General features: G+C 60.8%; 21 protein-coding genes. 8 read left to right on the plus strand and 13 right to left on the minus strand.

All coding sequences use genetic code 11. The annotated features are described in order from the left end of the window. Window positions 1–108 precede the first annotated feature (108 nt). Genes ACIPL2_RS25810 through ACIPL2_RS25830 form a run of 5 tightly spaced genes read left to right on the plus strand, consistent with a single transcriptional unit; the run spans window position 109 to window position 4,837 of the window. Complete coding sequence (locus ACIPL2_RS25810; RefSeq protein ID WP_401361088.1) at window positions 109–942, plus strand: dihydroorotate dehydrogenase electron transfer subunit; 834 nt, start codon at window positions 109–111, stop codon at window positions 940–942. Further along, window positions 939–1,874: a dihydroorotate dehydrogenase gene (locus tag ACIPL2_RS25815; protein ID WP_401361090.1), complete on the plus strand. Its 936-nt coding sequence runs from the start codon at window positions 939–941 to the stop codon at window positions 1,872–1,874. Before ACIPL2_RS25810 ends, ACIPL2_RS25815 begins: the two co-directional genes overlap by 4 nt. Beyond that, window positions 1,871–3,127 (plus strand): allantoate amidohydrolase, encoded by a 1,257-nt coding sequence (locus tag ACIPL2_RS25820; protein ID WP_401361092.1) that lies wholly within the window; start codon window positions 1,871–1,873, stop codon window positions 3,125–3,127. Before ACIPL2_RS25815 ends, ACIPL2_RS25820 begins: the two co-directional genes overlap by 4 nt. Then, window positions 3,124–4,470, plus strand: a complete 1,347-nt coding sequence (locus ACIPL2_RS25825; protein ID WP_401361094.1) for a dihydroorotase — start codon at window positions 3,124–3,126, stop codon at window positions 4,468–4,470. Before ACIPL2_RS25820 ends, ACIPL2_RS25825 begins: the two co-directional genes overlap by 4 nt. A gap of 37 nt (window positions 4,471–4,507) precedes the next feature. After that, window positions 4,508–4,837 (plus strand): hypothetical protein, encoded by a 330-nt coding sequence (locus tag ACIPL2_RS25830; RefSeq protein WP_401361096.1) that lies wholly within the window; start codon window positions 4,508–4,510, stop codon window positions 4,835–4,837. 164 nt (window positions 4,838–5,001) lie between these two features. Here the strand turns inward: ACIPL2_RS25830 and ACIPL2_RS25835 are convergent, their stop codons facing one another. Next, window positions 5,002–5,634 carry a response regulator transcription factor gene (locus tag ACIPL2_RS25835; RefSeq protein WP_059406030.1) on the minus strand — a complete coding sequence of 211 codons (633 nt, stop codon included), beginning with the start codon at window positions 5,632–5,634 and terminating at the stop codon, window positions 5,002–5,004. Window positions 5,635–5,667: 33 nt separating this feature from the next. Continuing rightward, on the minus strand, window positions 5,668–7,029 hold the full coding sequence (locus ACIPL2_RS25840) for a cache domain-containing protein (RefSeq protein WP_401361099.1): 1,362 nt from the start codon (window positions 7,027–7,029) through the stop codon (window positions 5,668–5,670). A gap of 378 nt (window positions 7,030–7,407) precedes the next feature. Between ACIPL2_RS25840 and ACIPL2_RS25845 the strand changes: the two genes are divergently transcribed. Together ACIPL2_RS25845 and ACIPL2_RS25850 are read left to right on the plus strand one after the other, a co-directional pair. Then, the gene (locus tag ACIPL2_RS25845; protein WP_401361101.1) at window positions 7,408–9,465 is read left to right on the plus strand and encodes a carbon starvation CstA family protein; all 2,058 of its coding nucleotides are present in this window, start codon (window positions 7,408–7,410) and stop codon (window positions 9,463–9,465) included. A gap of 15 nt (window positions 9,466–9,480) precedes the next feature. Beyond that, window positions 9,481–9,678, plus strand: a complete 198-nt coding sequence (locus ACIPL2_RS25850) for a YbdD/YjiX family protein (RefSeq protein WP_054050768.1) — start codon at window positions 9,481–9,483, stop codon at window positions 9,676–9,678. A gap of 231 nt (window positions 9,679–9,909) precedes the next feature. Here ACIPL2_RS25850 and ACIPL2_RS25855 read toward each other — a convergent pair whose 3' ends face one another. After that, window positions 9,910–10,140 (minus strand): DUF6555 family protein, encoded by a 231-nt coding sequence (locus ACIPL2_RS25855; RefSeq protein WP_401361104.1) that lies wholly within the window; start codon window positions 10,138–10,140, stop codon window positions 9,910–9,912. 174 nt (window positions 10,141–10,314) lie between these two features. On the opposite strand from ACIPL2_RS25855, the gene ACIPL2_RS25860 reads away from it, so the two are divergent. Then, on the plus strand, window positions 10,315–11,352 hold the full coding sequence (locus tag ACIPL2_RS25860) for a GGDEF domain-containing protein (protein ID WP_401361106.1): 1,038 nt from the start codon (window positions 10,315–10,317) through the stop codon (window positions 11,350–11,352). 105 nt (window positions 11,353–11,457) lie between these two features. Here the strand turns inward: ACIPL2_RS25860 and ACIPL2_RS25865 are convergent, their stop codons facing one another. The 10 genes from ACIPL2_RS25865 to ACIPL2_RS25910 all read right to left on the minus strand — a co-directional run bounded on the left by ACIPL2_RS25865 (window position 11,458) and on the right by ACIPL2_RS25910 (window position 22,786). Next, window positions 11,458–12,765, minus strand: a complete 1,308-nt coding sequence (locus ACIPL2_RS25865) for an OprD family porin (protein WP_401361108.1) — start codon at window positions 12,763–12,765, stop codon at window positions 11,458–11,460. Between the two features lie 144 nt (window positions 12,766–12,909). After that, window positions 12,910–13,482, minus strand: coding sequence for a PPC domain-containing DNA-binding protein (locus ACIPL2_RS25870; protein ID WP_059406023.1), 573 nt, complete (start codon window positions 13,480–13,482; stop codon window positions 12,910–12,912). A 131-nt stretch (window positions 13,483–13,613) separates the two neighbouring features. Next, window positions 13,614–15,191: an aldehyde dehydrogenase (NADP(+)) gene (locus ACIPL2_RS25875; RefSeq protein WP_401361110.1), complete on the minus strand. Its 1,578-nt coding sequence runs from the start codon at window positions 15,189–15,191 to the stop codon at window positions 13,614–13,616. Window positions 15,192–15,222: 31 nt separating this feature from the next. Continuing rightward, a complete protein-coding gene (locus ACIPL2_RS25880; protein ID WP_401361112.1) occupies window positions 15,223–16,182 on the minus strand; it encodes an amidohydrolase family protein in 960 nt (319 codons plus the stop codon). After that, window positions 16,175–17,134 carry an amidohydrolase family protein gene (locus tag ACIPL2_RS25885; protein WP_401361114.1) on the minus strand — a complete coding sequence of 320 codons (960 nt, stop codon included), beginning with the start codon at window positions 17,132–17,134 and terminating at the stop codon, window positions 16,175–16,177. The genes ACIPL2_RS25880 and ACIPL2_RS25885 overlap by 8 nt, the downstream gene beginning before the upstream one ends. 16 nt (window positions 17,135–17,150) lie before the next feature. Continuing rightward, complete coding sequence (locus ACIPL2_RS25890; protein ID WP_401361116.1) at window positions 17,151–17,606, minus strand: thioesterase family protein; 456 nt, start codon at window positions 17,604–17,606, stop codon at window positions 17,151–17,153. Window positions 17,607–17,671: 65 nt separating this feature from the next. Next, on the minus strand, window positions 17,672–19,570 hold the full coding sequence (locus tag ACIPL2_RS25895; RefSeq protein WP_401361118.1) for a TRAP transporter large permease subunit: 1,899 nt from the start codon (window positions 19,568–19,570) through the stop codon (window positions 17,672–17,674). A 15-nt stretch (window positions 19,571–19,585) separates the two neighbouring features. Further along, on the minus strand, window positions 19,586–20,629 hold the full coding sequence (locus tag ACIPL2_RS25900) for a TRAP transporter substrate-binding protein (protein ID WP_401361120.1): 1,044 nt from the start codon (window positions 20,627–20,629) through the stop codon (window positions 19,586–19,588). Between the two features lie 170 nt (window positions 20,630–20,799). Further along, complete coding sequence (locus tag ACIPL2_RS25905; protein WP_401361122.1) at window positions 20,800–22,005, minus strand: CaiB/BaiF CoA transferase family protein; 1,206 nt, start codon at window positions 22,003–22,005, stop codon at window positions 20,800–20,802. A 1-nt stretch (window position 22,006) separates the two neighbouring features. Then, the gene (locus ACIPL2_RS25910) at window positions 22,007–22,786 is read right to left on the minus strand and encodes an enoyl-CoA hydratase-related protein (RefSeq protein WP_401361124.1); all 780 of its coding nucleotides are present in this window, start codon (window positions 22,784–22,786) and stop codon (window positions 22,007–22,009) included. Window positions 22,787–22,857 lie beyond the last annotated feature (71 nt).

A 22,857-nucleotide genomic window follows, 5' to 3' on the forward strand; every position in this document is an offset into this window, starting at 1 on the left:
GTCTCGTAAAGACACAAAACAACTCGCGGTGCTGCCATTCCTAGGGCGGCACCGCTTATCTTTGATTTGCCTGTATCAAAAATTAGACAAAAACAGAGGGCTTTCAAAATGACCGTGATTTCCAGCTGCTGCCGGGCCATCGCCGTCACGCCACCGAACGATACGTTGGCGGTGGTGCTTTCCAACGAATGGGTCAACGACGAATACAAGCGTCTGGTCCTGCAAGCCGATGGCGCGGCGTGCCACTCGCAGCCCGGGCAGTTTTTCAATTTGCTTTGCCCCAGCGAGGGCGAGCACAAGCCGTTCTTTCGTCGGCCGATGAGCACTTACAAAGCCGATCCGCTGAGCGGCCAAGTGGAGTTCCTCTACAAGGTCACCGGCAAGGGCACCTTCGGCCTGGAAACCCTGGGCGAGCAGCAGACCCTGGAGATCCTCGGGCCGTTGGGCAAGGGATTCGATCTGGATGCGAACTGGCAGCACATGACCATCGTCGCACGCGGTGTAGGCCTGGCGACGCTTGCGCCGCTGGCTGAAGCGGCGCATGCCCTCGGCATCAAACTCACTGCGGTACTCAGCGCTCGCAGCGAAAAGAGCCTGCTGTCACGGGAACGCTTCGCCTCCCTGGGCGCGGAAGTCGTCAGCGTGCTCGATGAAGACGGCAGCAGCTCACTGGAAAACATCGAACAGGTCCTGCGCGACATCATTGCTCGCGAAGGCAGCAATGCGCTGTTCACCTGTGGCTCGAAACGTCTGACCCGTTTGCTCAAACGGCTGTCGGGCGAGCTTGGGCTGGCCGGGCAGGTCGCGCTGGAGCAGCAGATGGTGTGCGGGCTGGGGATGTGCCAGTGCTGTGTCGATGTGTTTGAAGTCGACGGTTTGAAAATTGGCAAACGAGTGTGTCTGGAAGGCCCGGTGTTCGACCTGGCGGAGGTGCTGGAATGATTGATTTAAGCGTAAACATCGGCGGCCTGCGCCTGAAAAATCCGGTGATGCCGGCCTCTGGCACCTTCGCCGAAGAACTCACTCACTTGCTGGATTTCAACAACCTGGGTGCGTTGGTGACCAAGACCATTACTAGCGAAAAACGCACCGGCAACCCCATGCCACGGGTCTGTGAATTGGCCGACGGCATGATGAACGCCATCGGTATTCCGAGCAAAGGCGCGGACCTGTTCATCGAAAAGGTGGTGCCGTTCTACCGCGATTTTGATTCGCCGCTGATCGTCAGCATTTCCGCGCCCACCGCCCAGGGGTTTGCCGAGTTGGCAGCACGGCTGAGCGATGTGCCGGGCGTTGCCGGAATCGAAGCGAACATTTCCTGCCCGAACCTGGAAGCACACGGGGAATCGTTCGGCATGCGTGCCGACAGCACCCGCGACGTGGTCAGGTTGATGCGTGCCTCCACGGCGTTGCCGCTGTGGGTCAAGCTCACGCCGAACAGCGGCGAGATCGTCGACATTGCGCTGTCCGCCCAGGAGGAGGGCGCCGATGCGGTGGTGGTCGGCAATACTTTGTTGGGGCTGTCTATCGACATCGAAAAAGGTCGCGCGCGGCTGGGCAATTTCATGGGCGGGATTTCCGGCGCCACGATCAAACCGCTGATGGTCCGCCTGACCTATCAATGCGCCCAGGCGTTGCAGATTCCGGTCATCGGTTGTGGCGGCATTTCCACCGCCGACGACGCGTTGGAATTCATCTATGCCGGGGCCAGTGCGGTGCAAGTCGGGACGGCCACGTTTATCCATCCGAAAACCATGAACCTGATGGTCAATGAGCTGGAAGTGTTCTGCCGGCGCAAAGGCATCAGTCGCTTGAGTTCACTGATCGGCAGCCTCGACGACTCTCCCGCCGCTGCCTTTGGAGCATTGCCATGAGCACTCTCTGGAAACAACAGGCGCGACAGATTTTCAGTGAGATCGCCGAGCTGTCCCAAGACCTGGAAATCGGCATCACCCGCGAGAGCTATGGCGCGGGTGAAAACGCCGCGATTGCCTACCTGTCGCAATTTGCCCGGGCCAATGGGTTGCACGTCCACACCGACCGCGCCGGCAACGTGATTTATCAACGCGCCAATGACAACGGGCAGCCCGCGATCTGGATCGGTTCGCACCTTGACTCTGTTCCCCAGGGCGGCAACTACGATGGGCTCGCCGGTGTGGTGGCGGGGCTGTTGTGCCTGATTCGGCTCGATCGTGAACAGGTGCAAACCCTGCAGCCTTTGCGGGTGCTGGGTTTGCGCGGTGAAGAAAGTGCCTGGTTCGGCAAGTCGTACATGGGCTCGCGGGCCTTGATCGGGGGGCTGACCGGCCATGATCTGGCGCTGGTCAACCGCTTCAGTAAAAAGACCCTCGGTGAGGCGATGCGCGCGGTCGGCGCCGATCTGGAGGCCATCGTCAGCCAGCAATGGTTGATCGAGCGCGAACAATTCGCCGGTTACCTGGAAGTGCATATCGAGCAGGCCGAGTCCCTTGAGCGAATGGGCCAGGCGATCGGCATCGTGCCCGGTATTCGGGGCAACCTGCGGCATAACCTGGTGCGTTGCCTGGGCGAGGATGGCCATTCCGGTGCGGTGTCCCGTGAGGACCGGCACGACTCGGTGTTTGCGGTCAGCGAACTGGTGGCGCACATCGATCAACGCTGGGGCGAGTGGCTGAGCGACGGCAAGGACCTGGTCGTCACCGTCGGCACATTCGGGACCAACGCCTCACATCACGCCGTCTCGCGCATTCCCGGGGAGGTCTCCTTCAGCCTGGAAATCCGCAGCCTGCATCAACCTACGCTGGAAGCCTTCTATCGCTTGATCCATGCCGAAATCCGCCACATCGAAGAACACCGTCAGGTGCGTTTCGAGTTCGACGAACGAATCGACACCCAACCGGCCGCCATGCATGGCCCGTGGGTCGATGCGCTCGTCCGGGTGACCCGCGAGCATGGCTGGAAAGGCGTCCTGACACCGAGTGGTGCGGGGCATGACGCTGCGGTTTTCGCCAACGCCGGAATCCCCAGCGCCATGCTCTTCATCCGCAATCAGCACGGCTCGCACAACCCTCATGAGGCCATGGAGCTGGACGATTTTATCGAGGCAACGGAGGTGCTTTATCACACCACGCAGGAGTTGACCGTATGACACTCGCACGTAATTCTTGGCTGATCCGTAACGCCACATTGGTCAATGAGGGCCGGCGCTTTCGCAGTGACTTGCGGGTGCGCGACGGCCTTATCGAACGGATCGCGCCGCGCCTCGAACCGAAGCCCAATGAGGAAGTGATCGACGCCACGGGCCTCTGGCTGTTACCGGGCATGATCGACGATCAGGTGCATTTTCGCGAACCGGGGATGACGCACAAGGCCGATATCGCCAGCGAATCGCGGGCCTGTGCCGCCGGTGGCATTACCAGCTTCATGGAAATGCCCAACACCCGTCCGCCGGCCCTGGATCGCGCTTCACTGGAGGCCAAGTACGCCATAGCGGCGCAATCGTCAGTGGTCAATTACGCCTTTTATATGGGCGCGAGCAACGACAATCTTGAGGCGATTCGCGGGATTGATCCCAAGAGTACGCCTGGGGTCAAAGTGTTCATGGGCGCCTCCACCGGCAATATGCTGGTGGACGATCCGGAAGTACTGAACGGGATCTTTCGCGACACGCCGGTGATGATCATCACCCACTGCGAAGACTCGCCGATGATCGAGGACAACCTGCAGCATGCCCTGCGCGAATTCGGCGAAGAGATTCCGGCGCGGATGCACCCGCTGATCCGCTCCCGCGAGGCCTGCATCAAATCCACGCGACTGGCCATCGACCTGGCCCGCAAGCACGGAACCCGCTTGCATGTGCTGCACATTTCCACCGCCGAGGAGCTTGAACTGTTCGAGCCCGGGTCGCTGATGGACAAGCAGATCACGGCGGAAACCTGCGTGCATTTCCTGCACTTCAATGACAGTGATTACGAGCACCTGGGCATGCGCCTCAAATGCAATCCGGCGGTGAAGACCGAGGCGGATCGGCAAGCGATTGTCCGTGCGCTGGCTCAGGGCCGTATCGATGTGCTGGCGACTGATCATGCCCCGCACTTGCTGGAGGAAAAGCAAGGCTCCTATCAGAAAGCGCCTTCCGGTTTGCCGTTGGTGCAGTTCGCCCTGCAAGCGGCGCTGGAGCGCACGTTCGCCGGTGAGTTGAGCCTGGAACGGGTTGTCGAAGCGGTCAGCCATGCCCCGGCCATGCTGTTCGACGTGGCCCGGCGCGGGTTTCTCCGGGAAGGTTATGCGGCGGATCTTGTGTTGGTTGATCCGCACAAGTCCCAGACCGTGGAGCGGTCGCAGGTGCTGTCCAAATGCGGCTGGAGTCCGTTCGAAGGCGTGACGTTTTCATCACGCATCGTCAGCACTTTTGTTAATGGGCAATGGGTCTGGGACGGTACGCGGGTCGCCACGGGTGTTCACGGCCAACGACTGTCGTTCGATCGTTGATGGCTGTTCATTTCACTGACGTTGTAAGGAGTCTGCCATGAACTTTTCAACCGCTGTCCAGGAGTTTCGCAATGCCTTGCCCGGCACCGATGCGTTCAAACGCGTGCGCATGCACTGCGAGCAACTGATTCGCACCGTACCGGAGCAGGCTGCGCTGTGTTTTTTCGTCGGCGAGTTTTGCCGCGCGTATGTGTTGTTCTATGAAGACCAGGAAGTCAGCCCGGAATTTGCCCAGCAGATTCAGATGCAATTGCTGGGCTACATGGACAGCCTCGAAACCGCGTTGCAGGCCAATGATAGCCATGTGCTGATTGCCGCTCTGAATCAGGTGGTGGTGGCTTATGCCGGTAGCCGCGGACTGGTCTGAGAGCAGCACCACCATAGATGTAGCAGCTGGCGAAGCCTGCGTTCGGCTGCGAAGCAGTCGTGAAATCAGACAATGCGGTGCCTCAGGGATACCGCGTGCGCAGGTTTTACGACTGCTGCGCAGCCGAACGCAGGCTTCGCCAGCTGCTACACGTGCGTTGTGGGCTACCGCGAAATGATCCCGTGATCGATCGCGTATTTGACCAGCGCCGCGGGTTTGTCGATGTTGAGTTTGCGGCGGATGCTCAGGCGATGGGTTTCGACTGTGCGCACGCTGATGTCCAGCTCCCGGGCCATTTCCTTGTTGTTCAGCCCCTGGGCCATTTTGTACAGCACCTGACTTTCGCGCGGAGTCAGCTCATTGTCGGTGCTTTTATCCGCGATCAGTCTCTGGGCAATTTCGGCGCTGTAGAACGTGCCGCCGCTGGCGATGGCTTCGATCGCCGCAATGATTTCCCGCGACGGTGAGTTCTTCAGGACGTAGCCGCTCGCACCCGCGCGCACCGACTCACTGACGTATTCATTGTTGTCGTACATGCTCAGCATCAGCACCTTGAGCGACGGGTATTGGCTGCGTAGTACCCGGGTCAGTTCCAGGCCGTTCATGTCTTTGAGGCTGATGTCGACCAGCAACAGATCCGGCTTGCAGCGCCCGACCATCTCGATCGCGTCCGCGCCGTTCTCGGCTTCGCCCACCACTTCCAGGGGCGCCATGACCGCGAGCAAGGCTTTGATGCCGTCGCGGACCAGGGAGTGATCGTCGACCAGGGCGACGCGGATCGGGTAGGGCAGGTTCATCGCAGGCATTCACTCTTGTTGTTGGTGGGCACGTCAGCGTTTGGTGCCGGGCATTTTCATCGGCAGCCAAACGTCGAGTTCACTTCTACCCGGCATCGAGATCAGGTCGAAGCGGCCACCAAAATGCTCGACCCGTTCACGGATATTTCGCAGGCCAATGCCGGCGTGACGACGTTCGACCTGGGCAACGTTGAAACCGATGCCGTCGTCGACCACGGTCAATCGCACGGATTCTTCGCTCCCGTGCAGGGTAATGGAGACGTTTTTTGCCTGTGCGTGGCGTTCGATGTTGGTCAGGCCTTCTTGCACGATGCGAAACAGCGAGACGGCGGCGCCATCGACCAAATCACAGGCGAATTCGTTGTCGTCATAGGTCACCACCAGCCCGCTGCGTTGTTCGAATTCAGCGGCGAGTTGGCCGATCGCCGCTGGCAGGCCAAGGGTGTCGAGCAGCGACGAGCGCAAGTCGTGGGAGAGGCTGCGAACTTCGCCAATTGCATCGCCCAGGCGCCCCGTGGCCTCTTTTAGAATGTTCAAGCCCTTGTCTTGTCCACTCTCCAGCACAAGGCTCGCCAGTTCGAACTGAAACTTGATCGAGACCAGCACCTGGCTGATGCCGTCGTGCAGTTCGCGGGAAACCCGTGATCGTTCTTCCTCTTGCAAACTGACGATGCGCTGGGTCAGCCGCTGGAGTTTTTTGTCGGCCAGGCGATGCTCGCTGACGTTTAGCGTCATGCCGCTGGCGAAGACGAACAGCACCGCCACCAGGGCGACGACGGCAATCGCCATCATGGTTTTGCGGATGCCCTGCGCGACCTCGGCCCGCGCCTGTTGCGTGGCGCGCTCGACGTCTTCAAGGTAGATGCCGGTCCCGAGCATCCAGCCCCAGCGATCCAGCATCACCACGTAGGCGAGCTTGTCGGTGACCTGGCCGGAAGAGGGTTTGTTCCAGGCGTAGCGTTGAAAGCCTTCGCCGGATTGCGCACTTTTCAGCAGCGCCTGGATTACGGGGAGGCCGTGCGGGTCTTTCATGTCCCACAGGTATTGCCCCACCAGATCCGACTGCCGCGCGTGCATCAGGCTGCGGCCCTCGCGGTCGTAGACGAAGAAGTAGCCGTTGATGCCAAAGCTGAGTTTGCGCAATTCTTCCAGCACTTGTTGCTGGGCTTGCGCGTCACCGTGGCCGTCGTCGTACAGCGGGGCGATCAGGCTTTGCGCCATTTCGACGTAGTTTTTCAATTCGGCGCGCTTGCTGGCCAGAATGCTGTCTTCGATCAGCTGCGCCTGTTGATCACCCAATTGGCGGTTCAGGGAAATCACCAGCGCGCAGATGACGGCGATCGCCAACACCAACGGCAGAATCCCGAGCGCGACGATTTTGTGTTTGAGCTGCATCGGTGCTCCTGACCGGACCGAGGGAAGGCGGGGCTCGGCATCATATGCCAAAGATACGCCCGCCCTGTAGCGCTGCTGGACGGAATGACCGGTGGCCAGGATGCCCGTCACTTGAAACGCCAATCCTTGTGGGAGCGGGCTTGCTCGCGAAGGCGGTAGATCAGTCACCATTGATGTTGAATGACAGATTGCATTCGCGAGCAAGCCCGCTCCCACAAGGGATTGGGTTTATCTACGTAGAACTACGTAGGTGGCGCGTACGTAGTAACGCGGATTTATTTGTAGACGGCATGCGGGGATATTGGGCCAGCTCCGCACAGCGGACACAATTATAAAAATTACCGCCGCAGTCCACTGGCTGTCGGCAGGAGACACGCTATGCCCCGTCTGGCTAAACACCTCGCCTGGTTTGCCGTGGCTGTCCTTGGAGCGTTTGCGCTAAGTGTCGTGGCCCTGCGCCGCGGCGAAGCGATCAACGCCCTCTGGATCGTAGTCGCAGCCGTCGCTATCTACCTCGTCGCCTACCGCTATTACAGTCTGTTCATCGCCACCAAGGTGATGCAACTCGACCCCAATCGCGCGACCCCCGCCGTACTCAACAACGATGGTCTGGACTACGTGCCGACCAACAAACACGTGCTCTTCGGTCACCACTTCGCCGCCATTGCGGGCGCGGGTCCGCTGGTCGGTCCGGTGTTGGCCGCGCAGATGGGCTATTTGCCCGGCACGCTGTGGCTGATCGCCGGCGTGGTGCTGGCCGGTGCGGTTCAGGACTTCATGGTCCTGTTCATGTCCACCCGCCGCAATGGCCGCTCCCTGGGCGACATGGTCCGTGAAGAAATGGGCCGCATCCCCGGGACCATCGCGCTGTTTGGCTGCTTCCTGATCATGATCATCATCCTCGCGGTGCTGGCGCTGATCGTGGTCAAGGCCCTGGCCGAAAGCCCGTGGGGGATTTTCACGGTGATGGCGACCATCCCGATCGCGATGTTCATGGGCATTTACATGCGCTACATCCGCCCGGGCCGCATCGGTGAAATCTCCGTGGTCGGCGTGCTGTTGCTGCTCGGTTCGATCTGGCTGGGTGGGCAGATTGCCGCTGATCCGGTGTGGGCCAAAGCCTTTACCTTTACCGGAATCCAGATCACCTGGATGCTGATCGGCTACGGTTTCGTGGCTGCCGTGCTGCCGGTGTGGCTGATTCTGGCACCGCGCGACTACCTGTCGACCTTCCTCAAAATCGGCACCATCGTCGCCTTGGCGATCGGCATCCTGATCACCATGCCCGAGCTGAAAATGCCGGCGCTGACCCAATTCATCGACGGCACCGGGCCGGTGTGGAAGGGCGGGATGTTCCCGTTCCTGTTCATCACCATTGCCTGTGGCGCGGTCTCCGGTTTCCACGCGCTGATCGCATCCGGCACCACGCCGAAGTTGCTGGCCAGCGAAGGGCATGCCCGTTACATCGGTTACGGCGGCATGCTGATGGAATCGTTCGTCGCCATCATGGCGATGGTCGCGGCGTCGGTGATTGATCCGGGCGTGTACTTCGCCATGAACAGCCCGGCCGCCATTGTCGGCGCCGACGCTGTTTCGGTTGCGCAAACCGTCAGCAGTTGGGGTTTTGCAATCACTCCGGAAGCGCTGCAAGCGGTGGCCAAGGACATTGGTGAAACCACCATCCTGGCCCGTGCTGGCGGCGCGCCGACCCTGGCGGTCGGTATCGCGCAGATCCTGCACCACGTCCTGCCGGGTGAAAACACCATGGCGTTCTGGTACCACTTCGCGATTCTGTTTGAAGCGTTGTTCATTTTGACCGCCGTTGACGCCGGTACCCGTGCCGGGCGTTTCATGCTGCAGGACTTGCTCGGTTCCTTCGTGCCGGCCCTGAAGCGTACTGATTCCTGGACCGCCAACCTGATCGCGACCGCCGGTTGCGTGGCGATGTGGGGTTACCTGCTGTACCAAGGCGTGATCGATCCACTGGGCGGCATCAACACCTTGTGGCCGCTGTTCGGTATCTCCAACCAGATGCTGGCCGGTATCGCGCTGATGTTGGCGACTGTCGTACTGATCAAAATGAAACGCCAGCGCTACGTTTGGGTGACCATGCTGCCAGCGGTATGGCTGCTGATCTGCACCGTGACCGCAGGCTTCATCAAGCTGTTCGACGCCAACCCGGCGATCGGTTTCCTGGCCCTGGCCAAGAAATACAGCGATGCCCTGGCCAACGGTCAGGTGCTGGCCCCGGCCAAAAGCATCGAGCAGATGCAGCACGTGATCTACAACGCGTACACCAACGCGACCCTGACGGCGCTGTTCCTGTTCGTGGTCTTCAGCATCCTGTTTTTTGCACTCAAAGTCGGTGTCGCCGCTTGGGGTACCAAGGAACGTACGGATAAAGAAGCGCCATTCCAGGCCATTCCGGACGCGTGATCGAGGATTGCAACCATGTTCAATGACCTGAGTCGCCTCGGTAAATACCTCGGTCAGGCCGCGCGCCTGATGGTCGGCATGCCCGACTACGACAACTACGTCGAGCATATGCAAACCAAACACCCGGACAAACCGGTGATGGACTACGAGATGTTCTTCCGCGAACGGCAGGAAGCCCGTTACGGAAGCAAGGCCGGGCCGAAGTGCTGTTGATCGTCGACAGCGCTGAACCCGCTTAAAACGCAAACGCCGCTCAATGAGCGGCGTTTTCGTTTGTACGAGTTTTATGCCCACGACCTGTAGCAGCTGTCGAGCTTGCGAGGCTGCGTTCGGCTGCGAAGCAGTCGTAAACCCTGAACACACGGTCTCCCTGATACACCGCATTGCCTGATTTCACGACTGCTGCGCAGCCGAACGCAGGCTGCGCCAGCTGCTACAAGGTTTTTACGGCAATTCTTCCCATCTAACCTGCGTCAAACCGGACCTTTCAGCGTGTTCGCGTAGCTGCGCGTCATGATGTTCAGAGTGGATTTCTCCATACAAAAGATCCACGCCCGCATGCAGGCACGCGTAGTACCAGGCGTCTTCATCGGTCATGTGCGAGTCAGGCTGGACAAAAATGTGCCGCTGCTTGTTGAAGCAATAGGTGATTTGAAAATGCCGAGGGCGGTTCATCCGATTCTCCTGGTATGCCGCTACGACACTAGTGGCTCAATGCCAGTTCAGTTTATTTCGAACGTCCCCCTGTTTTTTTCCTGCAACGCAGTCCGCGAGGACATGGCTGTTTGCCCTGCGTGCGGTTATGCTCCGGCTACTTTCCGTTTTCCTTTAATAAATAACAGTGACGGCATGAACCCATCAGAGACACGAACTAATGCTCTAGCGTTATATCCCGAGGATTCCCGCGAAGCGGCTGCGTTGCTCAAGCAGGCGGTGCCGCTGATGGTGCGTCACAACATTCCGCCCAATCCGGTGCACTACGCCCTCTGGTATACCTACAGCAAAGGTGTCGAGCCCGAACTTAATCGCCACCTGGATCGTGTGGTGAAGGACTTCGACAGTTTCCCGCCGGAGTCCGCGTCGAAGCTGTTCCGCGAATACATCATTCGCGACGAGCTGGAAGACGCCCGGGCCGGGCAGCAGCAAGCGATCAATCTGGTCGACGGCATGGAGCGGGACGTCTCGCGCAGCGTCAGCGGCAGTCGCGATTATCAGGACAGTTTGGGCCATTGCCTGGAAATGCTTGAGGCGCCGCTGGACACAAACCTGCCGAACATCCTCAACGAGCTGCAACAAAGCACCCAGTTGATGCAGGATCAGCAAGCGCTGTTTCTCTTCCAGCTGCGCGCCGCGCAAAACGAGATCAAGGCCCTGCGTGACAAGCTCGAAAGTACCAGCCGGGCTGCCACGCTGGATGGCCTGACCCAGGTGTTGAACCGAAATGCCTTCAACCGCGTGCTGGAAAAGGCCATGCGCAAGGCACCCGAGACAGTCGCGCTGGTCATGCTGGATATCGACCACTTCAAGCAATTCAACGACCAGTACGGTCATCCGCTGGGTGACCGGGTACTCGAACATGTCGGCCAGGTGCTGCGCAACGCGTTGCCGGCCGAAGCCGTGGCGGCACGTTATGGCGGCGAAGAGTTCTGCGTGATCCTGCAAGGCTGCACCGATCTCGACAGTGCGCGCGCATTTGCTGAACAGCTGCGCCTGAAAATTCAGTCATTGCGGATCAAGGCCCGCGTCACCGACACGGTGCTCGACACCATCACGGCGTCCTTTGGTGTGGCGCTGTCCAAGGCCGGCGATACCCTGGAAACGCTCGTGACTCGTGCCGACGATGCGCTCTACCGGGCCAAACGCAACGGGCGCAATCGCGTGCAGTGATGAGATTCGGCCCGCATAAAACAAAGCGCTGACGCAAGGTCAGCGCTGAGGTAAGAGGCCAGGCCGGCGTCCTCGAAGTGCGCGCAATGGCGGGGTGTCGCGGTGTTAAAGCAGCGGAATGCTGTAGCTGACGATCAAGCGATTCTGGTCCTGATCACGGCTCGCTTCACTGTTGGACTTGCCGTTACGCCAGCCAAACCCGACCCCTTTAAGCGCTCCGGATTGAATCGTGTAATCCAGGGCGATATCCCGCTCCCATTCCTTTTGGGTGTCGCCCGTGGTGGTCTTGATGTTGTCGCCGCTGAGGTAGATGACCGACGCCTTCAACCCAGGCACACCCAAACCCGCAAAGTCGTACGCATACTGTCCGAAAGACGTGCGTTCGCCCGCGCGGGTGAAGGTTTGAATCAGGCGGTCGGTGTACAGGTAAAGGCTGGCGCCGCCGGCACCTTTGTCTGGCAGGTTGCCCTGGCTCAGTTGAGTGAAGTTACTGCCGCTCGAAACGCTTTGGTAACCCGCCGTCAGTGCATGGGCGCCCACGGTGTAAACCAGCGCGGCACTCCAGGTGCGGTTGTCGATCTCGCCATCACCGTTTTTGGTGAAACCACTGATTCTGTAGCCTGTGGTGCCCGAGCTGTTTGCACCGGACGAGTCTGTGTTGAAGTAGCGCAGGTCGGTTTTCAGGGATTGATTGTCCGAGATAGCCAGGGTGTGGATCAGGCCGAAAAACTGCTGGGTGTAGTAGTTGTCGAGGTTGGCGAAGTAATACTGGGCGGTCAGGTCTTTGGTGACCTTCCAGTCGGCGCCGGCGAAGTCGAATTCGTTGCTTTCACGGGTACCGCCTGTGGCGGCCAGTCCGGTCTGATCGCTTGAACCCCGCCCTGTCGCATGTTCGATGCGTCCGCCTGTCAAGGTCAGGTCCTTGAATTCGCCCGAGGTGATTTGCCCGCCTTCGAAGGTTTGTGGCAGCAGGCGACCGTCGTTGGACACCAGGATCGGCAGCTTCGGTATCAGCGTGCCCAGGCGAAGTTCGGTCTTCGAGACTTTGACCTTAGCGGTCAACCCCAGCCGGCTCCACTCGTCGACAGCGCTGTTATCGCTGTCCGACGGAATCATGCTGCTGCCGACGTGCCGTCCCTTGCCGCTGTCCAGGGTAATCCCCATCAAGCCCAGTGCATCGACGCCAAAACCCACCGTGCCGTCGGTGTAGCCGGACTTGAAGTCCAGCATGAAACCCTGCGCCCACTCTTCGGTTTTCGAAGGCGTGGCGGTGCCGTCGCGGTTGTCATTATTGAAGTAGAAATTCCTCATCCCCAACGTGGCTTTGCTGTCACTCAGAAAGTCCGCCTGTGCCTGGGTGCTGAGTGCAAAGGCACCCAGTGCAAAAGTTACCGCCGTCTTCTTACCGCTCATGTGTATCGCCCCTTTTATTTTTGTAATTTGAAGGTGGGAGCGGACTGGTCCGCGAATGCTGTGAATGGGTGGCTCCCGCCAGCGCGGAACTCGGTAACGTTCCATGCCTGCGGGAGCGATGCTTTTGGGTGAGTGGGGCTTGGGTTAAATCCCCAGGACATTGGCCCCGATGCACGGATCGATGCCGCGTTCCAGGCGACGCTGGTGGACGATGACAGTGATTTCCATCGAACCGGTGGTGACTTCAAAGTCGAGGATGTGGCCGCCATAGGCCTGGAACGTGGCGTCACCGGCAACGCCGTGCATATGGATCGAAGGCTGGTCGTTCTTCCACGCCACGGAGCCGGTAATGCTGGCCATCTCGACGCTGTTCAAGGTCTTGGCGTCGAAGTCCTTTTTATCCTTGTTCCAGAAGCCGAACTTAACGTTGCCAAAGCCGATACCGCTGATAGAGGCGCTCGGGATCTTTTCGGCGATGGCCAGTTTGGTCAGCTCTTTAAAGGCGTTGTCGCCCATACGCAGCACCATGAGGTAACCGGTCGGGGTTTTGGTGTAACGCGGTGTCGCTTCAGTTGCACATTGCATAGGCGCTGGCGTCGCGGTTGGTGCGGTTTCTGCAACCGCTAGTTGGGAAATACTTGAATTGAGCAGAACGGCAGCGGTGACCGCCAACATCATTTTGGATAAACGCAGTGTCGGGTGACGTTGAACTTGCATGAGACTTCCTCTGTTTTTGTTGTTGTGTGGATGCAGCGTTTTTTGAGACGAGCGTGTCCGGCGCCTGTTTTTCAACAGGCGCGGGAGTTGTTGTTAGCCGTGGGTGTTAGTTACGGCGTTACTTGGGTGGATTACAGCGCATCGCGGCCGCCCATACCGTCGACCAATCGGTTAATGCCCAGCGGATTGGCGTTCTGCAGCGCTTCGGGAAGCAAGCTGTCGGGGCAATTCTGGAAACACACCGGCCGTAGAAAACGATCGATCGCCAACGTCCCGACCGACGTGCCGCGCGCATCCGACGTCGCCGGATACGGGCCACCGTGAACCATCGCATCGCTGACTTCGACGCCGGTGGGGTAACCGTTGAACAGCACGCGCCCGACTTTCTGTTCCAGCAGCGCCAACACCTCGTTCAAGGTGCTGAGCTCCGAGGTCTCGACGATCAGGGTGGCGGTCAACTGACCACGCAAGCCGTGCAATGCCTGGAGCAACTCGGCCTGGTCGGCGACTTCCACCACGATGGTGGTAGGCCCGAACACTTCTTCCTGCAAAAGCTCATCACCGTTGATCAACAGGCTGACATCGGCCTTGAACAATTGTGGTCGCGCCTGGTTGCCTTGTTGCTCGGCACCGGCCAAATGCGTCATGCCGCTGTGAGCACGGAGGTTATCCAGGCCGTGACAATAGCTTTTCAGCGCGCCGGCGTTGAGCATGGTTTGCGCGGGTTGCTCGCCCATCAATGCCGCGAAACGTTCAAGGAATGCGCTGAACTCTGGCGAGCGAATGCCCAGCACCAGACCGGGGTTGGTGCAGAACTGACCGGCGCCGAGCACCACGGAGGCCGCCAGTTCGCTGGCGATTTTGTCGCCGCGTGCCTTCAGGGCTTCGGGCATCAGCAGCACCGGGTTGATGCTGCTCATCTCGGCAAACACCGGGATCGGTTGCGGCCGCGCCGCCGCCATATCGCACAACGCCCGACCGCCGCGCAACGAGCCGGTGAAACCGACCGCCTGAATAGCCGGATGTTTGACCAGTGCCTCACCGACGCTGCCGTAGAGCATGCTGAACACGCCATCAGGCATGCCGGTTTTTTTCGCCGCGCGAGTGATCGCATCGGCGACGTAATCGGCGGTCGCCATGTGCCCGCTGTGGGCCTTGAACACCACCGGGCAACCGGCCGCGAGTGCCGCTGAGGTATCGCCGCCAGCGGTGGAGAAGGCCAGGGGAAAGTTGCTGGCACCGAACACGGCGACCGGGCCCAACCCGGTACGGTATTGACGCAGGTCGGCGCGAGGCAGCGGTTGGCGATCCGGCAGCGCACGGTCTATGCGCGCACCATAGAAATCACCGCGTCGCAGCGTCGTGGCAAACAGGCGCATCTGGCCGCTGGTGCGCGCTCGTTCACCTTGAATGCGCCCGGCGGGCAGGGCGGTTTCCCGGCACACCAGGGCGATGAACGAGTCGTCTAGCGCATCGAGTTCCGTGGCGATGGCATCGAGAAATTGGGCACGGCGCGCGGCCGACAGGTTACGGAACGTCGGAAACGCGCTGGCCGCGGCTTGCGCCGCTGCATTCACTTCATCGACGGTCGCCTGATGAAAGCGGTAGGGCAGGGCTTCGCCGGTGCTGGCGTCGTGGCTTTGCAGGGTGGTCGAACCGTTTGCCGAGCGAGTGCCAGCGATGTAGTTGTGGCCTGAAACTTCAAACATGGGAACTCCTGATGAGCTGTTCAAATGAGGGTCAAGTCAGCCGGTAAATACGCCGGGCGTTGTCATGAAACCGGGCCAGCCGATCGGCGCGGGAGCGGTCCCGGACGATGGTTTTGAAACCGTCGAGAATTTCGCTCATGCCATTCACCACGCCATCGACCGGGTAATTGGTGGCAAACGCACAGCGGCTGACACCGACAATCGAAATCGCATCGTTCACCACCACGCGGTTCGACTCGACGGGCCATGCCTGGCCGGGGATGCAAATGCCGGAAATCTTCAAGGCCACATTCGGCTCGCGGGCCAACAGGGCCAGGTTCTTGCGCCAACCCGCCAGGCCTTCGTCGGAACGATCGGACGGCAGCGCGGTGTGATTGACCACGATGGTTACGTCGGGAAAATCTCTGGCCAGCTCGGCGGCCTCCGACAAATGCCACCACGGCGCCTGCAACTCGAAATGCAGGCCGTTATCAGCCAGTTGTGCGTAACCCTGGCGCCAACGGGGATCGCGCATCGAGCCTGGCGCGGCAAAATCTTCACGCCATGCCTCGCGGCTAGTCACCGCCGGTTTGTGCCGCACACCGCGAACCAGCGGGTGCTCGCCGTACTGACGCAACAGCTGCGAGGCATCTTCACGATCCAGCCAAGCCTGACCGACCATGGCGCCCAGTGTCGGCTCGGTGTTCGCCAGCGACGCGACAAAATCCACCTCATCGGCCGGCGTCGCCGGGTCCCATTCGCCTTCGATCACTACCGTCTGCACGATGCGATGGCTGCCGGTGAGTGGGCGATAGTCCTCGGGCAGAAAGTTGCGACAGATCGACGAGTAATCGCCATAACGAAACGGCCGCAACGGGCGATCGTTTAGCCACGGGTAGTAATGCGCTTCGATGTCGAAGTAGTGTTGGTGAGCATCGACGATGGGCAAGTCGGCGTCCTCGCCACTGGCGAGAAACCGCGTGCGCCAGTCGATGGCCGATACGTTATCCATGCTGCTCCTCCAGTCGGTAAAAGCGTCGGGCATTGCCGGCGAACACCGCTTTCTGCACCGCGCGGCCCATGGGCGCGAGCATCGCAGCCATGCCATCGGCAATCGTGTCGTAGGACGCCCGCAATCCGGCGACCGGGAAGTTGCTGGCGAACATGCAACGCTCGGGGCCGAAAATTTCCAGTGCGGTCAACACCACCACGCGGTTGTCGTCGTAGTTCCACGGCGAATCTTTCAGGCCGAATTCCGAGAGCTTGATGTGCACGTTCGATTGCAAGGCCAGGGCTTCCAGGCCTTTGCGCCAGCGCGCCATGCCTTCCGGGCTGCGATCCCAGGCGAAACCGGTGTGGTTCAGGGCAATCCGGATCTGCGGGAACATTGCCGCCACTTCAGCGGCCTCGGCCAGGTGCCACGGCGGCACCCGCAGATCCCATGACAGCCCGTGATGAGCCAGTCGTGAAAACCCTTCCAGCCATTTTGGGTCCTGCATGGTGCCGCTGGCGCCGGCAATCGAGACATCCGGTGATGCCGAGGTCACCGGTTTGGAGCGGATGCCCCGCACCAGCGGCCGCGCGGCCTGGGCGGCGAGAATCTCGGCGCTGTCTTCGCGATCGAACCAGGCGTGGGCAACGATGGCGTTCGGGAAGCCGTAGCGTTCATTCACCTGTTCCAGCCAGCGGGTCTCGGCGACTTGCTCATCGCGGGCACGCTCGGCCTCGACATGCACGGTGCCGACCAACCGTTGCTTTTCGGTCAGGGCGAGAAACTGTTCCGGCAGGAAATCACGGCACAGGCTGCGATAGTCACCGAGAAAAAACTCCTCGTGATACTCGTCCTGCAGCCACGGATAACGCCCGTTGCCGAGGTCCCACAAATGATGGTGAGCGTCGACAATCGGTAGCGCATCCTCGGCGGCGAGGTTCGGTAAGCCGTTGCGTTCGTGGAGGGTGATCATGGCGTCGTCCCTTGACTCAGCGCGATGCGAATTGGGAAGGGCTGAGCACGCCGTCTTCGACTTCTCCGGCGGCGGCCGCTTCGGCCTTGGCCTGGACGCGGCTGCGCAGTTTGGCGACGTTGACCATCACCCGGGTATGCGCCGCCGTGGCGACCAGTTCGACGTCATCGCGCACCTCGATATTGAAGGTGACGCTGCGCCCCTCGATGCGGGTGACTGTGGCGACGATGCTCACCGACATGCCCAGCAGCGTGGCACCGACATGGCGAATATCGACCGCCGCGCCGACGGTGTTCTCGCCTTCACCGACGAAGCCGAGCAGGTAGTCGAGGCAGGTCTGTTCGATGTCGTCCACCAGCCGGGGCGTGGCGTAGATGCGCAAGTCCTCGCCGAGAAACGAGATGGTGCGTTCGCGGTCGACGATCAGTCGGCGCTCGGTGGCGGTACCTGCTTGCAGTGTGGAGAAATTCATAAGCGACCTCGAGTTTGAGTGCCGACAGTCGGGGCTGCGACCATCGGCGGGATGTCAAAGGGTGATCATTTGGTCGGCAGGAAACCGATAGAGATCCACGGCACGGCGATCAACACGCCCAGCGCCACCACGAGCGCGCCGAGGTACGGCCAGACCCGGCGCATGGCGCCACTCGGATCAACCTTGGCGATGGCGCACGCGGCATAGAAACCGACACCAAAGGGTGGTGCGAACAGGCCCAGGCCCATGGCGAAAATCGCAACCATGGCGTAGTGCACGTCGTTGATGCCCATGGCTTTGGCAATCGGAAACAGCAGCGGCCCGAACAGCACGATGGCCGGGATGCCTTCCAGAAAACTGCCGAGGAGGATGAACGCCACCGCGGAGATGATCAGGAAGCCCATCGCGCCACCCGGCACGGTCGACATCACCTGCGCCAACTGGTGCGAGAAGCCCGACTGGGTCAACGCCCAGGCCATGGCGGTCGCGCTGCCGATGATGATCAGGATCGCGCCGGACAACGACGCGGTGCTGACCAGAATCGGGTACAGGCGGCGCCAGTCAAAGCAGCGGTAACACAGCAAACCGACGATGAAGGTGTAAGCCACGCCGATGGCGGCAACTTCGGTGGCGGTGGCGACCCCTTCAACCACTGCGGTGCGGATCACGAAGGGCAGGGCCAGTGCCGGTAGCGCGACCAGCAGCGAGTGCACGATCTCCTTGCCGGTGGCGCGTTTGCCGGTGGAGGCCTCGCCTTTGCGGTTCTTCCACCAGATCACGGCGGCCATGGCAATCGCGCCGACGATGGCCGGCATGAAACCGCCGGTGAACAGCGCGGAAATCGACACGCCCGTCACCGAGCCGATGGTGATCAGCACCAGGCTTGGCGGAATGGTTTCCGACATCGCACCGGAGGCATTGAGCATCGCCACCAGTTCGTTTTCATCCTCACCGCGTTTCTTCATTTCCGGAAACAGCGCCGGCGCGATGGCGGCCATGTCGGCAGCCTTGGAACCGGAGATGCCGGAGATCAGGTAGATCGCGCCGATCAGCACATACGACAGGCCGCCCCGCACATGGCCGATCAACGAGCAGAGAAAGCGGATCATCGCCCGCGCCATGCCCATGGCTTCGATCAGCGCACCCAGGAACACAAACAACGGAATGGCCAGCAGAATCAGACTCGCCATGCCTTCGTCCATGCGACCCACGACCAGCGTCAGCGGTGTGCTGGTCATGGTCGACAGGTACGCCACGGTGGCCAGGCCGAACGCGACCATGATCGGCACGCCGATGACGATCATCGCCATCACCCCGATCATGAAAAACAGCACCAGGTTCCAGTTGCCCATCAGCAGCAACGTGCCTTCCGCCGCCCACAGCAACCCGGCCAGGGAGGCCAGCATCGCCACCGATACGGAGAAGTCGATCAGCCGTGCGCTGGTCAACAGCCGCGCGACACAGGTCATCAACATCAGGCTCAGGCCGACCGCGATGGCGGACACGCGAAAGGCGTTGGGGATTTCCAGCGCGGCGGTGGTGATGATCCACTCGTCGCTGACGTACTCCCAGGCCGGTGTGAACAGCAGCGCAATGAAGGTGATGACGATCACCGCGCCCAAGGTGTCGACAAAGGCGCGCTTTTCCGCAGGCAAGCGCCCGATGAACGAGGTGAGCCGCATGTGCTCGCCCCGACGCATTGCCACCACCGAACCGAGCATCGCCAGCCACAGAAACAGCAGCGAGGCCAGTTCGTCGCCCCAGACGATGGGCTGGTTGAGCACGTACCGGGAGAACACATTGCAGAACAGCAGCGTGACTTCAACGACCACCAGCAACGCCGCGCTGCCCTCGGTCAGCCAACGCAGGCCAGTGTCGAGTCCGCGGCCAAGACGAAAGGTGGTGTGGTGCGGGCTGAGTCGTTCAGCGGGAGAAACATCCGTCATTGGTAGTTCGTTTTTCATGACCTTGTCTCCGGCTTAGGACAGTTGACCCGCGTACTGCTCGAGCAAGCTCCAGGCTTCCGGGCCGTACTTGTCTTTCCATTGGGTGTAGAAGCCTTTGGACTGCAGATCCGTCCTGAACAATGCACGGTCGACTTTGTTGAACGTGATGCCGTGGGCGGTCAGGGACGGCTCCAGGCTGGCGTTGAGATCGATCACTTGCTGACGCTGGACCAGCGCGGCGGCGTTGATCTGCCGGGAAACGATTTCCTGCACGTCGGCGGGCAGTTTTGGGAAGGTCTTGCCCGAGGCAACGATCCAGAAACCGCCCCAGATGTGGTCGGTCATCGAGCAGTATTTCTGCACTTCGTAGAAGCGCGCGGACTCGACCACCACCAGCGGGTTTTCCTGGCCGTCGACGACTTTGGTTTGCAGCGCCGAATAGGTTTCGTTGATGCTGATACCGGTCGGGGAGGCGCCCAGGGCGCTGAACATGGAGGTCCACAGCGGGCTGACCAGCACGCGCAGTTTGAAACCGGCGAGGTCTTGCGGCGTGTAGATCGGGCGCGTCGAGCTGGTGATCTGGCGGAAGCCGTTGTTCCAGACTTTTTCCATCGGAATCAGGCCGACCTTCTCGGTCTTGGCGCGCACGTGTTCGCCCAGCTTGCCGTCGAGCGCGGCCCAGACACTCTCGTAATCCTTGAACGCGAACGGCATGCTTTCGATCGACATGGCCGGCACCAGCGTGGAGAGAATCGCGCCTGGCAATGGAATGAAATCGATCGCCCCGGCGCGTACCTGGGACAGCATGTCGGTGTCGCCGCCCATGGCGCCGTTGGCGTACACCTGAAGGTCCACGGCACCGTTGGTTTCGGCCTTGATCGCTTCCGAAGCGGCCTTCATCTGTTTGTTCAACGGATGGGTGTCGGGCAGGCTGCTGGTGTAGCGCAACACAATCGGTTTGGTGGCGGCGAAGACACTGGAAGGCAGCAGGTTAGCGGCAAATGCACCGCCGACGGTGACGCCGGCAGATACCAGGAATGATCGGCGGCTGACGGCCTCGGTCAAGATACGGCTCATGATGTTCACCTTATTGTTTTTGTAGTTGTTCTGAAAAATCTGCGGATCAAATGTGCGAACCCTGTCTCCTGTGGGAGCGGGCTTGCTCGCGAAGGCGTCGTGCCAGTCAGCATGTATGTCAACTGACCCACCGTATTCGCGAGCAAGCCCGCTCCCACAGGGGATTGGCGTTATGCCAGGGCCACCACGGCTTTGGTATTGATCAGCTCATCGATTTCGCTTTCCGAGTAGCCGCTTTCTTTCAGCACTTCGCGGGTGTGTTCGCCGAGCAGCGGGGCGTGTCGGCTGGTCGGCGGTGCCGCGTTGTCCATGTCGGAAAAGTGAATCGGCAGGCCCATGCCGCGCACCCGGCCTTCGGTCGGGTGTTCGGTTTCAACCACCATGCCTCGGGCTTTGGTTTGTGGGTGGGCCAGCGCCGCAGCGATGTCGAGGACCGGTCCGGCAGGCAGGCCGAGACCGTCGAACAACACCATCCACTCATCGGTAGTGCGCGCGACCAGCACTTCGTTAAGGATGTCCACCAGCGCCAGACGGTGCTCCATGCGCAGCGCGTTGCTGGCGAAACGTGGATCGGCTTTCAGTTGCGGCAGCGCCAGGGCCTCGACCAGTCGCTCGTAGTTGGCCTGGTTGGCGGCGCCAATGTTGATCCAGCCGTCCGCGGTGCGGAACACTTGATACGGTGCGCTGGTGGAGTTGGCCGAACCCATTTTCGGCAGGATGGTGCCGTCGGCGAAGTACGCCGCCGCCGGCCAGTACATCTGTTGCAGACCGGCTTCGAACAACGACGTGTCGACCATCTGCCCGAGGCCGGTTTTCTGTTTGGCGGCGTACGCGGCGCAGATGCCAAGGGCGGCGAGGATGCCGGAGTTGATGTCGGCCACCGGCGAACCGGCCTTGACGGGTTCACGTCCGGCTTCACCGGTCATGCTCATCATGCCGCTCATGCCTTGGGCAATCAGGTCGAAACCGCCTTTCTCGCCGAACGGCCCGCTGCGCCCGTAACCGGAGATCGCGCAGTAGATCAGCCCTGGGTTAAGGGTTTTCAGGGTGTCATAGCCCAGGCCGAATTTTTCCATGGTGCCGGCACGGTAGTTTTCCGTGACCACGTCGGCGTCCATCAACAGGCGGCGCAACACGTCGCGACCGCCCTCGGTTTTCAGGTTCAGGCCGATGCCGCGCTTGTTGCGGTTGACCACCATGAACGAGGCGGATTCGCCGCTGGCCATGATCGGCGAGAAGCGGCGGGAATCATCACCGTCCGGGACTTTCTCGACCTTCACCACGTCGGCGCCCATGTCGGCCAACATCATTCCGCACACCGGGCCGGACATGATGTGAGCCAGTTCTACCACGCGCATTCCTGTCAGCGGTCCCATGTTATTTCCCCTTGAATTGTGGTTTGGCTTTCGCGATGAAAGCGTTCAGACCGATCTGAAAATCTTCGGTGTCGTAGCAGGAGTAACTGGCATCGATTTGCGGGGCAGTGGGTGCAACGCCGGCTTCGAGTTGAAGGGCGGCCTGGCGATGCCAGCGGGCGACGAGGGGCGCGCCGTTGACGATGCGCTGGGCGGTGGCGAGGGTTTCCGATTCGACTTCGGCATCGGCGACGACGCGGGTCACGAGGTTTTTCACGTAGGCGTCCTGGGCGTCGAGGATGCGACCTTCGAGGAGAATCTCCAGGGTTGTCGAGCGTCCGGCCAATGCCACCAGACCGGCCATTTCGTCATAGGACATGACCAGGCCGAGTTTGCCGACCGGTGCACCGAAGCGGCTGGAGGTGCCGCAGATGCGCAGGTCGCACAGTGCGGCGATTTCCAGGCCACCGCCGACGCACACGCCGTGGATCATGGCGATGACCGGGTGCGGGCATTCCACCACCGCGCGCATGGCAGCTGACGTGACCTCGGCATACACGCGGGCTTGCGCCTGGTTGGCGCGCACGCTGGGGAACTCACTGACATCGGCGCCGGCGGCGAAGGCTTGTTCGCCGGCACCGCGCAATACCACGCAGCGCACGCTGGCGTCGGCGGACAGTTCAGTCATGACATCCCCCAGGTCCTGCCACATGGACAGGGTCAGGGCGTTCATTTTCCCGGGGTGACTGAGGGTGACGATGGCAATGGATTCTTGCCGTTCGATAAGGACGGTGGGCTTCATGATTGTTCCGCTGGCGTCGAATCACGTTCGACGCTGCGGCTGCCTCCTGATTTATTGTTGTTGGATAGCGG

This window comes from Pseudomonas sp. NPDC086251, assembly GCF_044746405.1.
GTDB lineage: Bacteria > Pseudomonadota > Gammaproteobacteria > Pseudomonadales > Pseudomonadaceae > Aquipseudomonas.

Bases quoted from the DNA above. Each gene is read 5' to 3' on its own strand.
- ACIPL2_RS25810 (WP_401361088.1), top strand. From the start codon at position 109: ATGACCGTGATTTCCAGCTGCTGCCGGGCCATCGCCGTCACGCCACCG.
- ACIPL2_RS25815 (WP_401361090.1), top strand. From the start codon at position 939: ATGATTGATTTAAGCGTAAACATCGGCGGCCTGCGCCTGAAAAATCCG.
- ACIPL2_RS25820 (WP_401361092.1), top strand. From the start codon at position 1,871: ATGAGCACTCTCTGGAAACAACAGGCGCGACAGATTTTCAGTGAGATC.
- ACIPL2_RS25825 (WP_401361094.1), top strand. From the start codon at position 3,124: ATGACACTCGCACGTAATTCTTGGCTGATCCGTAACGCCACATTGGTC.
- ACIPL2_RS25830 (WP_401361096.1), top strand. From the start codon at position 4,508: ATGAACTTTTCAACCGCTGTCCAGGAGTTTCGCAATGCCTTGCCCGGC.
- ACIPL2_RS25835 (WP_059406030.1), bottom strand. From the start codon at position 5,634: ATGAACCTGCCCTACCCGATCCGCGTCGCCCTGGTCGACGATCACTCC.
- ACIPL2_RS25840 (WP_401361099.1), bottom strand. From the start codon at position 7,029: ATGCAGCTCAAACACAAAATCGTCGCGCTCGGGATTCTGCCGTTGGTG.
- ACIPL2_RS25845 (WP_401361101.1), top strand. From the start codon at position 7,408: ATGCCCCGTCTGGCTAAACACCTCGCCTGGTTTGCCGTGGCTGTCCTT.
- ACIPL2_RS25850 (WP_054050768.1), top strand. From the start codon at position 9,481: ATGTTCAATGACCTGAGTCGCCTCGGTAAATACCTCGGTCAGGCCGCG.
- ACIPL2_RS25855 (WP_401361104.1), bottom strand. From the start codon at position 10,140: ATGAACCGCCCTCGGCATTTTCAAATCACCTATTGCTTCAACAAGCAG.
- ACIPL2_RS25860 (WP_401361106.1), top strand. From the start codon at position 10,315: ATGAACCCATCAGAGACACGAACTAATGCTCTAGCGTTATATCCCGAG.
- ACIPL2_RS25865 (WP_401361108.1), bottom strand. From the start codon at position 12,765: ATGAGCGGTAAGAAGACGGCGGTAACTTTTGCACTGGGTGCCTTTGCA.
- ACIPL2_RS25870 (WP_059406023.1), bottom strand. From the start codon at position 13,482: ATGCAAGTTCAACGTCACCCGACACTGCGTTTATCCAAAATGATGTTG.
- ACIPL2_RS25875 (WP_401361110.1), bottom strand. From the start codon at position 15,191: ATGTTTGAAGTTTCAGGCCACAACTACATCGCTGGCACTCGCTCGGCA.
- ACIPL2_RS25880 (WP_401361112.1), bottom strand. From the start codon at position 16,182: ATGGATAACGTATCGGCCATCGACTGGCGCACGCGGTTTCTCGCCAGT.
- ACIPL2_RS25885 (WP_401361114.1), bottom strand. From the start codon at position 17,134: ATGATCACCCTCCACGAACGCAACGGCTTACCGAACCTCGCCGCCGAG.
- ACIPL2_RS25890 (WP_401361116.1), bottom strand. From the start codon at position 17,606: ATGAATTTCTCCACACTGCAAGCAGGTACCGCCACCGAGCGCCGACTG.
- ACIPL2_RS25895 (WP_401361118.1), bottom strand. From the start codon at position 19,570: ATGAAAAACGAACTACCAATGACGGATGTTTCTCCCGCTGAACGACTC.
- ACIPL2_RS25900 (WP_401361120.1), bottom strand. From the start codon at position 20,629: ATGAGCCGTATCTTGACCGAGGCCGTCAGCCGCCGATCATTCCTGGTA.
- ACIPL2_RS25905 (WP_401361122.1), bottom strand. From the start codon at position 22,005: ATGGGACCGCTGACAGGAATGCGCGTGGTAGAACTGGCTCACATCATG.
- ACIPL2_RS25910 (WP_401361124.1), bottom strand. From the start codon at position 22,786: ATGAAGCCCACCGTCCTTATCGAACGGCAAGAATCCATTGCCATCGTC.